Source organism: Vibrio cionasavignyae (assembly GCF_050337155.1).
Taxonomy (GTDB): Bacteria; Pseudomonadota; Gammaproteobacteria; order Enterobacterales; family Vibrionaceae; genus Vibrio; species Vibrio nomapromontoriensis.
The window spans coordinates 1-13,753 of the sequence record NZ_JAKJSR010000026.1; the positions used below are offsets into that span (position 1 = coordinate 1).

The 13,753-nt window shown below is 43.7% G+C and carries 14 protein-coding genes; 10 read left to right on the plus strand and 4 right to left on the minus strand.

All coding sequences use genetic code 11. The features are described 5' to 3' along the window. From L4D74_RS19815 to L4D74_RS19825, 3 genes are all read left to right on the plus strand, one after another. The coding region (locus tag L4D74_RS19815; protein ID WP_428754195.1) for a TonB-dependent receptor domain-containing protein at positions 1-837 on the plus strand (837 nt) is incomplete at its 5' end. Between the two features lie 15 nt (positions 838-852). Continuing rightward, positions 853-1,374, plus strand: a complete 522-nt coding sequence (locus L4D74_RS19820; protein WP_428754196.1) for a YfiR family protein — start codon at positions 853-855, stop codon at positions 1,372-1,374. Then, complete coding sequence (locus tag L4D74_RS19825) at positions 1,371-3,287, plus strand: diguanylate cyclase domain-containing protein (RefSeq protein ID WP_428754198.1); 1,917 nt, start codon at positions 1,371-1,373, stop codon at positions 3,285-3,287. The genes L4D74_RS19820 and L4D74_RS19825 overlap by 4 nt, the downstream gene beginning before the upstream one ends. 41 nt (positions 3,288-3,328) lie before the next feature. Here L4D74_RS19825 and L4D74_RS19830 read toward each other — a convergent pair whose 3' ends face one another. Continuing rightward, positions 3,329-4,222, minus strand: a complete 894-nt coding sequence (locus tag L4D74_RS19830) for a LysR substrate-binding domain-containing protein (protein ID WP_428754200.1) — start codon at positions 4,220-4,222, stop codon at positions 3,329-3,331. 112 nt (positions 4,223-4,334) lie between these two features. Here L4D74_RS19830 and L4D74_RS19835 point away from each other — a divergent pair, with 112 nt between their 5' ends. From L4D74_RS19835 to L4D74_RS19860, 6 genes are all read left to right on the plus strand, one after another. Further along, the gene (locus L4D74_RS19835; protein ID WP_428754201.1) at positions 4,335-5,297 is read left to right on the plus strand and encodes a DMT family transporter; all 963 of its coding nucleotides are present in this window, start codon (positions 4,335-4,337) and stop codon (positions 5,295-5,297) included. A 185-nt stretch (positions 5,298-5,482) separates the two neighbouring features. Continuing rightward, positions 5,483-7,570: an LruC domain-containing protein gene (locus L4D74_RS19840; RefSeq protein ID WP_428754325.1), complete on the plus strand. Its 2,088-nt coding sequence runs from the start codon at positions 5,483-5,485 to the stop codon at positions 7,568-7,570. Between the two features lie 9 nt (positions 7,571-7,579). Beyond that, the gene (locus L4D74_RS19845; protein WP_428754203.1) at positions 7,580-8,023 is read left to right on the plus strand and encodes a hypothetical protein; all 444 of its coding nucleotides are present in this window, start codon (positions 7,580-7,582) and stop codon (positions 8,021-8,023) included. Between the two features lie 154 nt (positions 8,024-8,177). Beyond that, the gene (locus tag L4D74_RS19850; protein ID WP_428754327.1) at positions 8,178-8,732 is read left to right on the plus strand and encodes an RNA-binding S4 domain-containing protein; all 555 of its coding nucleotides are present in this window, start codon (positions 8,178-8,180) and stop codon (positions 8,730-8,732) included. A gap of 155 nt (positions 8,733-8,887) precedes the next feature. Continuing rightward, a complete protein-coding gene (locus tag L4D74_RS19855; RefSeq protein ID WP_428754204.1) occupies positions 8,888-9,643 on the plus strand; it encodes a phosphatase in 756 nt (251 codons plus the stop codon). 205 nt (positions 9,644-9,848) lie between these two features. Next, positions 9,849-10,211 (plus strand): cytochrome b562, encoded by a 363-nt coding sequence (locus L4D74_RS19860; protein ID WP_428754328.1) that lies wholly within the window; start codon positions 9,849-9,851, stop codon positions 10,209-10,211. 135 nt (positions 10,212-10,346) lie between these two features. On the opposite strand, the gene bluB is transcribed toward L4D74_RS19860, so the two are convergent. From bluB to L4D74_RS19875, 3 genes are all read right to left on the minus strand, one after another. After that, on the minus strand, positions 10,347-11,021 hold the full coding sequence (gene bluB, locus L4D74_RS19865) for a 5,6-dimethylbenzimidazole synthase (RefSeq protein ID WP_428754205.1): 675 nt from the start codon (positions 11,019-11,021) through the stop codon (positions 10,347-10,349). A 92-nt stretch (positions 11,022-11,113) separates the two neighbouring features. Beyond that, a complete protein-coding gene (locus tag L4D74_RS19870) occupies positions 11,114-11,464 on the minus strand; it encodes a hypothetical protein (protein ID WP_428754206.1) in 351 nt (116 codons plus the stop codon). Positions 11,465-11,585: 121 nt separating this feature from the next. Continuing rightward, positions 11,586-12,131 (minus strand): GNAT family N-acetyltransferase, encoded by a 546-nt coding sequence (locus tag L4D74_RS19875; protein ID WP_428754207.1) that lies wholly within the window; start codon positions 12,129-12,131, stop codon positions 11,586-11,588. A gap of 314 nt (positions 12,132-12,445) precedes the next feature. On the opposite strand from L4D74_RS19875, the gene L4D74_RS19880 reads away from it, so the two are divergent. Next, positions 12,446-13,405 carry a transposase gene (locus tag L4D74_RS19880; RefSeq protein ID WP_428754209.1) on the plus strand — a complete coding sequence of 320 codons (960 nt, stop codon included), beginning with the start codon at positions 12,446-12,448 and terminating at the stop codon, positions 13,403-13,405. The last annotated feature ends 348 nt before the right edge of the window (positions 13,406-13,753 follow it).

Below are 13,753 nucleotides of genomic sequence, written 5' to 3' on the forward strand. Positions count from 1 at the left end.
GGTTGGGGTCGGGCTATTGTGACGCCGTCACGGTTAGAGTTAAGCACGGATTTTCAACAAAATGGCTATATTGAAGGCGCCCAATTTAGCGATGGTAACTACTATGATTACTTTTACAGTTACGTCTACAAAGGCAATGAAGATTTAGCGGTAGAAAGTGTAGAAACGTATGAACTTGGCTATCGATTTTGGAATGAAGACCGCCTGCAATTAAGTGTTAGTGGTTTTTATAGCCAAAGGGACAACATCCGAGCTTACAAAGGTGTGTCGTCTAATCAATGGGTTATTTCGGGTGGATCTTCTCCGGGTACAAGTGGCACGGTGATCGAAGAATACGTATCGCAATATATCGATCCACTTTCAACGCAATCTTATGGTGGTGAGATCGCAATGAAATGGCAAGCTCTTGAGAATCTACAGCTTAATACCAACTACAGCTACAAGCGTATTATTGGTGACTGCTCTGGTGCGATTTGCAGTAAAAATAATGAAGTGAAATATAACCTTGAAAATCAGCCTAATCATTTCGTTAATGCGCAATTAATGTGGGATATCTCCCCTAATCTATGGATGAGCAGCATGATGCAATATGTTGCGCCGTCGGTTTTTCATCCAGATTCAACCAGTGATAACACAGCACGTTGGCCACGCGTACTCAATGTGGAAATGGCGGTTAGTTGGTTACCTAAAGTTGGCTACCCTCGGTTTACGGCATCGGTTGAGAATTTGGGTGCCGATCAAACGACAGAGTACCCTGAAACATACGGGCCATTTCAAAATGGCACCCAATACTGGATAACAGCAGAGTGGGATTATGCCGCTTCGCTGAAACACTAACGGAATGGTCGCATTATGCTACGTGTTCGCTGGCTTCACCGCTTGCTAATGATGTTGGGTTTGTTCTGTTATAGCGTTCCAGCGTCTGCTCAATATAGTGATGATGATTTGAAATCTGTGTACTTATTTCGGTTTGCCATGTTGGCAGAGTGGCCAAAAATTACTGGCGTATCGGTAAAAGAATATTGCGTCGCTCGCGGGTCTCAAGTGGGGGATGGCCTTAAAAAAATCGTTGAAGCCAAATTGGGTAGTCAGGCATTTTATGACGCAGAAACAATGAGTTCGGCAAGTACGTGTCATATTTTATATATTGAATCCGCCAGTACGGCGCTAATATCGAGACTAAAATCGCAATTTCCCCATGCTCTGTTAATTGGTAATGGAATGCAGTTTATTAACCTTGGTGGAATGATTGCTTTCATTCGAGTGAATAATCGAATTAAGCCTTTGATTGCTCCCTCTCATGTTAAACAAAGTGGCATAAAGTTGAGATCTCAATTACTCAGCGTGGCTGAGATTGTGGAGGTGGAATTATGATAGCCAGTCGTTTCGCGTCGATGCCATTGCGTTACAAAATGATGTTACCTACGTGGTTTATTGTGACTTTTATCATGATTGTTGTCGGCTCTAGCGCGATCACTATGTTAAGACATTATCAAGAGCAGGCACTTGATACTCGGGTCAATATCTTATCGAAGGGTGTGGCGAATACGCTTCAAGCCGCGTTGATGTTTGATGACGCGACTACAGCGCAAGAGCAATTGGCCTACCTGTCTTTTGACCCCGATATTATCGCAGCAAAAGTGAAAGATGCAGAAGTGGCGCGCTTAGCGTTTATTGACCGAACACCATCACACTGCATTTGGATACAAGAGCAGTTGGTGTGTGACAACATCGCTTTCGTTGAGCGCTCCATTAATATTGAATTAGGGGATGACTCTTTAGGCGAGTTGATCGTCTGGGTTTCTTTAGAGCGGCTTCAATTAGAACAGCAGCATATGTGGTTTTGGTTAAGCGTGTTAACGGGGTGCTTATCGTTGTTTGCTTGGCAATTGGCGAGAACGTTACATAATTTGATCGTGATGCCGTTGAGCTCATTGCATTGCTCTATGGAAACCATGATTAAAGAAGGGGTGAAGAAACGGGAGATCCCTGTACTGCACAATGATGAATTGGGGCGATTAACCCGTTGTTTTAACGCAATGGTTGTTAGTTTGTTAGAGCGCGAACGTCAACTGCATCAAGCGCTAGAGCATTTAGAAAGTAAGAATCGGTACATTAATAGGGCCTTGGATGTTATGCAAAAAGGCATCATGGTGACTTCGACCAATTTAGATATTATGTACAGCAATCCTCATGCAGCTAAACAGCTTAAAAAATATGAAAAAATCAGTAATGCGAGAGTATTACTGGATGCGGTGTTTACACCGAAAGCCACCGTTGAGGCCATTGTCAACGCCATTCAAAATCAAACAATATTGAATGAAGTAGAATTAAGAAAAAACAAGACTAACCAAAAATTTATGGTGAGTTGCCATCCGATGGGTAGTGAAGAGCACTCGTTAATCCAGTTTGAAGACTTCACTGAGCAGTATTTAGCGGAACATCGACGAAAGTTAATTGAGTTAATGTTTGAACAGCATCAAGAAGCGATGTTGATGCTGAGCCGAAATGGCAAGATTGAAATGCAAAACCCGATCAGTGTGAAGTGGTTTGGTTGGCGAGCGCAAGTTTCTGAAATTAATGTTAAAGGTAAAGTCGTTCCGAGCATCCGTATTTTGAAGAAGCTACTACTGGAAGGGAGTTTGGTGTATCACGTTAAGGTACAAAATGAAGACAGTTCGTGGTTTCCTTGTGTACTTCAATTAAGAACGTTGACCAATGAAAATGGGCGAGTCGAGGCGTTTGTATTAGCGATTCGCGACGAATCTGAAAAAATACAGCTCAAAAGGCTTAACTATCAGGTCAATCATGATTTGCTTACCGGACTGGCTAATCGCGTGAGTGCTATGCAAACGTTACAGCAGCAACATGACTATGGATTATCCTTGTTTGTTGTGTTTATTGATTTGGACGGTTTTAAAGCGGTTAACGATCAATTTGGTCACCATATAGGTGATGAGCTATTAAAGGTTGTTGCTAAAAGGATGAAGGCGATAGTGGGAGAGCATTCATTGGTCGCAAGGCTAGCTGGTGATGAGTTTTTGATTGGTATCGAGAGTCAGCACAATATTGACGTTATTTTGCAGTTGCTTAACGAAAGTCTGTCGACCCCTGTTGAGTTGGAAGGGCACTACTGCCAAGTATCGGCAAGTTTAGGCGTCACGTTTTGGTCAGCAACGTCCAGTGAATCGCTTGATGTTGTTATTGATACGGCCGACAAAGCCATGTACCAAGCAAAACGCGCTGGGAAAAATCGTTACGTTTTAGAAGAGCCACAACCGCTGTAGATTTTTGTTGGAGTAAGGAAGTAGCAGTTTAAACGTGTGTCCTAAGACTGAAACTGCTCTTGAAGCCAATGCCGAAGCGCGGCAACGTTCTTGGATTTAAGTTTGTCGGGGGCACAGACAAAGTAGAAGGCTTGAAGCGGGTTCGCGATAGGTTCGCCAATCTCAACCAGCAACCCATGTTCGATATCATCTTTGACAAACTGGCGGTGAGTGACTAAAACGCCTAGATTGCGGATTGTGGCGTGTATGGCTTGAACCGATGCATTGAACGTCAAGTTATTCGGCGAGTCCGGTGCATCAACGTCATGGGCATCGCACCAGACTTGCCAATCGTTTTTACGTCTGTCGTTGGCCACTGAAATGGTGGGGTAGCGTGTAATCATTTCTGTGGCAGATAGAGAGGGCTGCTCCGTGAGTGCGTTGGGGCTTGCCACCAGTACTAAATCATCCTCGGCTAGTTTTTCACAAAAGTAATCTTGCCAATCGTCGATGGAGCCATGGATGAGCGCGAGATCGACGCCTTCCATTTCCAAACTAAATGCTCCGACTCGATTTGAGATCCTAATATCGAGCTGAGGCAGCGCTTGTTGCAGGTGCGGTACTCGGGGGATCCACCAATGCAGAGCCAGCGAGTTGACCATATTAATGGTCATTCTATTATTACTGCCTTTGTTAAGTATTGCTTCATTAGCCTCAATGATTTTTTCTATAGCAGGCGCAACATCTTGATAGTATTTTTCTCCGTCTGAGTTGACCTCAATATGTCGACCTATACGCTGAAAGAGTTGGGTACCTAACTGGGTCTCTAGCGTTTTTATTGCTTGGCTGACTGCTGAGTGGCTTACATTTAATCGTTCGGCGGCAAGTGACATGCTTCCAGCCTCAACGACGTTAACAAATGCGTAGATTGATTTTAAGGGGATGTGGTTTGTCATAGAATACTCAGTTAAGTTTTTCTAACAATATAGTTCACAATTACTCGTTATTTTACTGTGGGGGAGATCAATATAATAACAATCAGTTGAGCACTTTATAGAGAGGAACATCATGCTACAAAATCCAAGTCAACGCGCGGTAGGATTTATGTTGTCGTCCACACTGAGCTTATCGATTACGGGGGTGCTGACTAAATTTCTAGCGAACGACATTGCTGCGGGCAATTTGACGATACTTCGGTTTCTTTTGCCTGCGACCGTACTCATGTTGTTTCTTCTTGTGACATCGTTTCGAGTGCCGCCAAAAGACATGCGCAAAATTCTTGTATTCCGCGCCTTTAGTATTGGTGCTTGCCAGCTTTGTTTTATTTATGCACTCGGTAAACTGTCTTTGGTTGAAAGTGTGGTGCTATTTGGTACTGGACCTTTGTTTATCACGCTGTTTGAAAGGGTCATTTTCCGCATTAAGTTGTCCTATGTTACCGTTTGTTCGCTACTATTAACGTCGATAGGTGTGGTTTTGTTAGCCGGTGATATCTCTGGATTCAGCGCAAAGCCTGAAGTATTCATTGGTCTGTTGTCGGGTGTATTTAATGCAGGTTCCCAACTGAGCCTCCATAAAGCGTCAAAAGGCAGCATGTCAGGTATCGAAAATAATGCTTGGACATTTTTATTGGCTGGTATCGTCATGCTCCCAATTGTGATGGTTACATTGCCGAGTGGATCCTATGAAGCATGGCGTTTGAATACGCTGTCGTGGGGGACGGCAATAAATTGGCAGATCGTGATGATGCTAGTAATGTTGACAGCGACGGTGATTAATACTCAAACGTGCCGCTATAAAGCCTATCAATTAGCGCCGACGAATTCTCAAATAGCCCCTTTAATCTATACCAACCTTGTCTTTACTGCGGTTTGGCAGTTCTCGTTATTTGATGTGGTGTTTACTCATAATCAAGTCATCGGATTGTTGCTGATTATTTGTGCGAATGTGATATGCACGTTGTTCACTCAGTTTAATTTTGACAGGAAACTAAGAAACACCAATCACAAGCCACCACTATCTTCAAATTGATTCTCAAAATGAGTTACTCTTGTATATTCTCTGTTAAGTATCTGATTTTAAGTCAATAAGTAACATGGCATGTTCCTTGTATGATTGTTGAATATCTGCGTCAATCAAGGGATTAGATAATGCATAGATCAAAACAACATACTCAATTGGCATCCGCGATCAAAGTCAGTGTCGCATTAGCCATGATGACATCCATGAACAGCTACGCGCTCCCCTTTGAAAATTGTCCTAGTAAAGCGTATTTGTTCCAAGCCAATCCAGTACAAGTTTATGGTGTGAATCTTGTTACTGGTTCAACGTCTCTTTTACAGGGTGACACGGGCTTAGATGCCAACATTAATGGTGTAGGTTTCGACTTTAATGGTCGTTATATTTACGGCTATGACACATCGAACAAACAAATTGTACGTTTGGGTGAAGATTTTCTTGCTGAAACGATCAACACGAGTGGTTTACCTACCAGTCATACGTTTTATGTCGGTGATGTGTATGAAGACGTTTACTACCTGTACAGAAAGGGAAAAGGTCTTTTTACTATTGATGTTTCACCGCTTGAAGCCGACCCAACGGCAACGCTCCCTGTGACTCAAGTAAGTAGCCGCGCGGTTGTTAACCTTACTGACTTTGCTTTCCATCCCAGTGATGGGAGCTTATATGGTATCGATAACGGTTCGGGTGCGTTGTACTCATTTGATCCGAGTACCGGGCAAGAAACGTATATTGGTGACACCGGTGAAACGGGCACCTTTGGCGCGGGTTACTTTGATGTGGATGGTTATTATTACGTGTCTAGAAATCAAGATGGTCAGATATACCGTGTCGATCTTTCCCCCGGAAATGCCGCAAACATAGCTGCAGGAGTCGTGCCTGCCATTAAGTTTGCTGATGGTCCTTATTCGAGTCAGAACGATGGGGCGAGGTGTGCGAATGCGCCAGTTATCGATGAAGATTCGAATATTGACTTTGGCGACGCGCCAAATAGTTACTCAACCAAACTGGCGGATAATGGACCAAGGCATGAGCTCGACGATGAGACATGGCTAGGATCAACGGCGCCAGACGGCGATCAAGATGGCCTTTATTCTGGGCTTGCTGATGATGAAGTGGGCATTGACGATGAAAATGGGGTCGGTTTTGTGACCGCAGTAGAACCGGGTCTAGACAGCATTGTCAGAGTTAGTGCGTCTACCACTGGTTATCTGTCAGTGTGGATAGACTGGAATCAAGACGGCGATTTTGCTGATGACGGAGAAAAGGTTTTTTCTGACGAAGAGTTGGATGCTGGTAATAATGATCTTATTTTTACCGCTGCATTAGACGCAGAGATTGGTTCGACGTGGAGTCGCTTCAGGTTCAGTAAACAAACCGGGCTTGATTACTATGGAGGTTCAACATCCGGTGAGGTGGAGGATCACGCTCTTGCGGTCACAGGGACTGGACTTTCAGTTCGTTACTACCCGAACGCCACTGGTTACACCACCGTCGCGTATGAGGATAACTGGCCTTATACCGCCGATTACGACATGAATGATGTGGTCGTGCGGTATCGGATTACTGAAATATTACGCGATGGTGCGGTGGTGAAATCAAAAGTCGATGGTTACCTTGGCGCTGTTGGGGCATCGTATCACAATGGTTTCGCACTTCGTTTCAAAGGCGTCAATCGTAGTGATGTTGATACCACCACGACTCGTCAAATCCATAATGGCAGTCAACTGGCGAATAGTGGACTGGAAGCCATCTCGGACGAGGCCATCTTCGTGATTAGTGAAGATACCTCGGTCTATAAAGTAGAGGGCTGCGAGTATCACAGAACGTTGGCGGCTTGTGCGCAACAAGAAGATGTTCAGCTTAATTTCACACTTCATGTGAATTTCCTTGATGGATCAGATACGACATCGTTAATGAGTATGCCTTATGACCCGTTTATCTTCGCAACTGCAGGGCATTATCACGGAGAAGGTTATCACCAACCGGGTAGAGCATGGGAAGTTCATCTACCGAACTATGAGCCTACAGAGCAATTTAACGCTCAAACTTTTGCAGGGCTAGGTGTTGATGTTAGTGATGCGAGCAGTGGCGTGTACTTTAAAACGTCAGGCAATCTTCCATGGGCGCTAATGATCAATGATGAATGGGAATGGCCGTTAGAACGAACCGACCTTGTCGTCGCCTATCCACAATTTGCGACGTACGCTGAATCAGCGGGTGACCAAGCTCAGACTTGGTTTGAATCTCAATATGCTACACCGGGTAAATGTTACGTCCCGTAGGAGGCTGAAATGAAAAATACAATACTATTTATCACGACACTAGGAATGGTAACAGCTTGCGGTGGCGGCGGAGGTGGCGGTGACTCATCAGGCGGTGGCGGCAGTACGCCAACCCCGGTTGTAGCATCGCGAACGATGGCTGATTTATCGATTCCAGACGAGTTGGACTATAAACCAGTGGAGGCGTATACGCTGTCGGTCGATGCGAGTAGCTCTGTTTTGGGTAGAGCAATGGTCTCGGTTTACACTCAGTTTGATAGCCCTGCATCGGGTGAAATAACGCCAGTATACGATAGCCGTATTGCCTCACTATCATTACAAGGTGGTATTGGAGAATTAGACTTTTCTTCAGCGGAGCATATTGATGCTTTCCTAGTTGAGATTTGGACTCATGATGGTAATCCACCATTGCAAAAAGTTGTCTCAGCCACGAGTCCTCATCTTGTTTGGTAGTGAGCATTGATATTTATGAGTTCGATTTGAGCAAATAGCTTAACATTGGCATCGAAAAGCCCCGTTTTACGGGGCTTTTTATTAGATTGAATGCGCGCAAACCAGTACAATGCGAAGCAATGATACTAAGACACTTATCTTGAGTAACCGCGATATGAATGACGAACAGTTTGACGAAAGCTACGAAGAAGATGCGATAGAAATAGAGGCGCTTGGTATAGAGGTCTCCAGTCACCCGATAGAGCTTTATAAGCTGTTTAAAGTGGCAAACTTAGTCGGTGGTGGTGGCGAAGCCAAACACTTTATCGCGGAAGGTTATGTTGCGGTTAACGGCGAATTGGAAACAAGAAAACGTCGTAAAATGTATGATGGTGATTTTTTCGAATTTAACCAAGAGTACTATGTGGTGGTGTGCGATCAGCCGCCGTTAGAAACGACAAAAAATACCGATGAGAAAGAGACGAACAAAGCGTCTAGCTCTAAATCGGCATCAAAAGAGTCAAAAAAAGCCAAACGTGATACTAAGAAAAATGCCTCGTCGTCTAAGAGAGACCCAGCCAAACAAACTGGTTCCAGCTTAAGCGCTTCTGCTAAAAAGAAAGATAAGAGCAGTAAGAAATCAAAGCCTAAAGCAACCGAAGCGCCTTCAATTGAAACGTCAAAAAAGAAAGATCCAAACAGTGGTCGTGGTGGTATCGATTTCTTTTAATATATCTGTGATATGTTGAAGGAAACTAAGTGACAGTGAGTGAAAAGTAGCGATATTGCGATCTTTCATTTCGCGGTTAGAAAAATTCCCCAAATACTCATTTAGTAACACTATTTCAGTTACTAAAAGCGTCATTGAAAGCTAGGAGAGCAGGAATGCAATTTGTTGTTGATACTCACACTCATACGTACGCGAGTGGGCACGCATACAGTACAATCATGGAAAATGCCAAAGCGGCAAGTGCAAGCGGGTTGAAGATACTGTGTACCACTGATCATGCGGACTCAATGCCTGGTGCACCTCACTACTGGTTTTTTTCAAACCAGAGAGTGCTTCCTCGGTTTTTGTTTGATGTGGCGATCATTCGCGGTGTTGAGGCTAATATCCTTAACGAAGCGGGGGAAATTGATGTGCACCCAACATCTTTTAGCGCGCTTGATTGGGTCATTGCTAGCTTTCATGAGCCGGTATTTCGACCTGCAACCAAAGAGACGCATACACAAGCTCTGATCAATGTCATTGAAAGCGGTAAGATAGACGCGTTGGGACACTTGGGTAACCCAAATTTTGATTTTGATTTTGATGCGGTGGCTCGTTGTGCAGCAAGACATCACGTTGCTATTGAAATCAATAACTCGACTTTGAAAGGGCACAGCCGTGTAGGCAGTATCGACCGTTGCTATGAAATTGCGAAAGCGGTTAAACAGGCTGGTGGCTATATCACCACGGGGAGTGACTCCCATTTCTGTGACACGATCGGTCAACTTGAGCTTGCGAGTCAATTATTGGTTGAGATTGACATGCCGACCGACAAAATTATTACTTTCAGTACCGAGCAGTTTCTTAGCTTCTTACAATTGCGTGGAAGAGAGCCTATTGTAGAGTTCGAGTCGTTACAGCACGGATCGTAATCGACAATAGATGTTGTGCAGTTAAGTCATTACGTTTAGAAACAATTATTGTTACGAATTGCAAACGGAATTCAGTACAATATCGTCGGCAAGTGACCTCACTTTGCCTGTTGGTGCTAGAGTACCATCAGTCGAATCGAGGTCATTTTCATTTCAAAAGGAATCCCAAATGAATACAACAATAAAAGCAGGTGCATTTGCACTCATGCTTACGGTTAGCTCCACAGCGTTTGCAACAGAAGGCTTCGATCTTAAAAAGAATATGCAGGCGATGAAACTCGCATTTAAACAGGCGGCTGAAGCGCAGTCTGTTGAAGAGATGCAAACACCAGTGTCAACATTGGATAGGTTAATTGCAGAAAGTAAGCAAGGGGATTACCCACCTGAAAAAATGGATCTTTACCAAGAAGGTTTTAAAAAATTATCATCTGCTTTACAACAAGTTGATGAGGATTTGCAGCAGGGTGATTTAGACGCCGCGCAGCAGACACTACGAGAAGTGGACTCTTTACGTATTGAATACCATGACCGACGTAACCCAAGCATTTGGCAACGCCTTTTTGGCTAAGTTAAGTCTTCTCGTTCTCACGAGTTAATTACACTTAGCTAATTTTCTATTTTGGTAGGTATCTGATATTAAATAATATTGATTATTTAATATCAGAGGTTATGTTTAGTCAGATGTACTAGGGCAGTATTGAACTCATTCTGTATCAGGGGGATTTGGTTTCGTGTTTTTTGTCCACTTACCGTGGTGGACGACCTGATTTAATGGAGCCCTCGGCAACCAACCAAATGTTTCTAGTTCAGGCTTTTCTTGGAACTCTGAGACATAGCCTAAACATAGGTAACCGATAATGTCGATGTGCTCAGGTATTTCTAGTGCAGTTCTTAGAACGTCATCATGTATGATACTGACCCAGCCAAAACCAATATTTTCCGCCCTTGCTGCTAACCACATATTTTGTACAGCACAAACAGTGCTGTAAAGATCCATCTCTTTTTTGATGGTTCGCCCTATGACAACAGGTCCGTTTCGTTCCCGGTCGCAAGTCACGCATATTCCAAGTGGGGCTTCTAAAATACCTTCTAGTTTAAAGCTTTGATATTGTTCCTTTTTATCGTCACTAAACTGGTTGGCTGACTCGACGCTCGCGGTATCGTAGCCTTGTTTTATCGCTTGTTTGGTTTGGTCGTCGGTGACTAACACAAAGTCCCAAGGTTGCATGAAGCCGACGCTGGGAGCATGATGCCCCGCATTAAGGATTCGCTCCAATACGTCATCGGGAATTGGGGTGGAAATAAAGTCTCTTCTAACGTCTCTACGAGCATAAATAACCTTATAAAGGGCATCTCGTTCTAGGTCACTAATGTTCATATTTCTCTCATTATCGGTGGAGATTGTGGCGTTATATTGGAACTTTGCGAGTAACGAAGTGCCAATTTAGGGACGCTGCGTTAATCAAAATGCTACAAACCAAAACCAATTTTAGGTTGCATACGCACTGAGCGTACTCCCCATGGCGTTAAGTCAGGCTTAGGTTGCCCCGTATAGTTGCCTAAACAAATGTAGCCTTTTGAGAGGTAACGGTAGAGGAAGTCGCCGCCATCGAGTGAATTTGCTTTGTCATTACCTTGGATAAATCCTATACGCTCAACGCGAAGGTCTTGCGCAAGTTTGAACGCTGGATAAACCGATGAGTTAACTTGATGTGAATTGAGGTCATTAAGTACCGCTTTATCAGACATTTTTGCCGTAGTACGGCTGAATATCATGATCAAACGTTTTTGTTGTTCTGACGAAACGATGAGCATTTCCATAACGGGAGTTCCCTAAAAAACGACAGACTATACAGTAAGCACTAGTCTGTGACCATACGCATAAGCCTGGAATTATCCACCAACAGGCATGATGAATAACTCTTGAGTCAACTCGTAGCGGTCAACGTGATTTCTTTTTGGTGATGGTGGACCATTCTTGTCGAGTTATCCCGTACTTTACGGAATCATAGTACTTGCCATTGAAATAACGAACATAACGTAAACGGGCTTCTTGGGTAAGCCCAAGTTTTTCAGCGCACGCCATCATTCTTGGATTTCCGGACCACGTGGTGAGCCCAACACGTTCAATGGGTAATGTCGCAAATAAATGACTAATCCAGAAAGGCACAGCGTGATAAGCAATGCCTTTTCCCCAGTATTGAGAGTTATAAATGATGACGCCGATTTCTAGCCAACGTGTGGCTTCACATTCCCAATAATAGCTAACACTTCCTATTGGTGTGCCGTCCATAACTATCAACTGCATATCATCCCCGCGACATAATCGAGAAAAGGTGCCAGCAGAGAACTCGGATAGGGTTGGCGTCTGATAAGGAAAGTAAGGTCCGTTAAACTTCGTCCATTCTTCATCGGTGGTCACTAGATCGTAAATACAGGGCAGTTCACCTGCCTGAGCTGGTCTAATCTGAATGTCACGGCTCGCCACTAGAGGGCTCCTTTTCGGTTAATGTATAAAGTACCTGTTACGGCGCGTGAAAACTAACGATGAAACCATGTTACTTCTGTTTTAGAAAAAGGCTAGGGCGTGCTGCTAACATGTGTGTGCTAAATATTTCTGATTTTGTCTAATGATATGCTAGGGGTTTTCCGGGGTGAATCATGATCATGGGTAAAAGAGGGTAAAAGGACACACACCAAAAGTATGAAATTAGTTTGATTTTAGTGAATTCGCCAACTCACTACCAATTCCATTAAAAGAGAACTGCTAAGTTATTTAAAACCTTAATAGCGGATCTCGTTTTGACAACAGCCAGAAAACAACTTATCTCCGTGGATGCTACCTCGTATTACCACTGCGTATCACGTTGTGTGAGGCGCAGTTTTTTATGCGGCGAAGACCCGCTCACCAACACGAGCTACGAACATCGAAGAGAGTGGATAGAGCGAAAAATTCACGCTCTGACACACGTATACTGCATCGATGTTTGCGCCTACGCCATCATGAGTAATCACTATCACTTGGTGCTTCATATCAATAAAGACAAAGCGTTAGCATTGTCACTACACGATGTGGTCGAGCATTGGGGGCGTGAACATAAATTACCAGTACTCATAGAGCGTTGGCAGAATAAGCAGCTCACTCACCAAGCTGAGGAAGACAAGTGTATTGAGCTTATTGAAATATGGCGAGAAAGGCTGTGGAGCTTAAGTTGGTTCATGAAAGAGCTCAATTACGATATAGCATGTCGGGCGAATCGAGAAGATAACTGTACCGGGCACTTTTGGGAAAGCCGCTTCAAAAGCCAAGCGTTGCTTGATGAAAAAGCACTTGCCGCCGCAATGGCGTATGTCGACTTGAACCCTATTCGAGCAGGCATTGCTAAAACACCTGAAACGTCGGAGTTTACTTCGATAAAAGCCAGAATCGATGCGCTGGATAAAAACTTAGCGACAGCCTCATGTTTACACCCTTTTATCGGCAATCCGACGAATAGAACGCGTGATGGCATTCCATTTCGGCTCATCGACTACATTGAGTTAGTCGACTGGACTGCACGTCTATTTAGCGAAGACAAAGCCAGTATGGATGATAATCAACCCACTATTTTGGCGCGTTTAAATTTCAATCAAAAGAGCTGGTTAATGGTATGTATTGGATTAGAAAAAACACGTTCGACAGCGGTGGGGTGTCTCGTTCATACAGTCCACGCTAAGGCTGCTTTAAAAAAGAGCAAGATGCACATCTATCAACTAGAATAAGCACAACTTTCACCGCCACTCTTACCCCATAAGCCAGAGAAAATTCTGGGTATCGCTGTTCATCCAATTCGTAAACGTAAGTAACGTCTCTTAAGAAACTAGCCAGCTTTACTAAAATAGATTGAAGAAAGCGAAAGTATGCAATTGATTGCTACTTTGAATACGGGAGTGCTTTTGATTTCTTTTTAAATGTGTGTCCTTGGAAAGATTCTTTCATCCTTTGTAAGATTTAGATTCTTTCTAATCGCTTTGACTATTTCTGCTCACCTAACTCTTCACCGTTAACTCGTCTTATTTACCGTTAACTCTCCTTATAGACCGTTTATCGCATCGTCGTTTTTTCATAGC

What these genes read in the sequence shown, in the direction of transcription:
- L4D74_RS19820 (WP_428754196.1), top strand. Translation starts at nt 853, where the DNA reads ATGCTACGTGTTCGCTGGCTTCACCGCTTGCTAATGATGTTGGGTTTG.
- L4D74_RS19825 (WP_428754198.1), top strand. Translation starts at nt 1,371, where the DNA reads ATGATAGCCAGTCGTTTCGCGTCGATGCCATTGCGTTACAAAATGATG.
- L4D74_RS19830 (WP_428754200.1), bottom strand. Translation starts at nt 4,222, where the DNA reads ATGACAAACCACATCCCCTTAAAATCAATCTACGCATTTGTTAACGTC.
- L4D74_RS19835 (WP_428754201.1), top strand. Translation starts at nt 4,335, where the DNA reads ATGCTACAAAATCCAAGTCAACGCGCGGTAGGATTTATGTTGTCGTCC.
- L4D74_RS19840 (WP_428754325.1), top strand. Translation starts at nt 5,483, where the DNA reads ATGACATCCATGAACAGCTACGCGCTCCCCTTTGAAAATTGTCCTAGT.
- L4D74_RS19845 (WP_428754203.1), top strand. Translation starts at nt 7,580, where the DNA reads ATGAAAAATACAATACTATTTATCACGACACTAGGAATGGTAACAGCT.
- L4D74_RS19850 (WP_428754327.1), top strand. Translation starts at nt 8,178, where the DNA reads ATGAATGACGAACAGTTTGACGAAAGCTACGAAGAAGATGCGATAGAA.
- L4D74_RS19855 (WP_428754204.1), top strand. Translation starts at nt 8,888, where the DNA reads ATGCAATTTGTTGTTGATACTCACACTCATACGTACGCGAGTGGGCAC.
- L4D74_RS19860 (WP_428754328.1), top strand. Translation starts at nt 9,849, where the DNA reads ATGCTTACGGTTAGCTCCACAGCGTTTGCAACAGAAGGCTTCGATCTT.
- bluB (WP_428754205.1), bottom strand. Translation starts at nt 11,021, where the DNA reads ATGAACATTAGTGACCTAGAACGAGATGCCCTTTATAAGGTTATTTAT.
- L4D74_RS19870 (WP_428754206.1), bottom strand. Translation starts at nt 11,464, where the DNA reads ATGGAAATGCTCATCGTTTCGTCAGAACAACAAAAACGTTTGATCATG.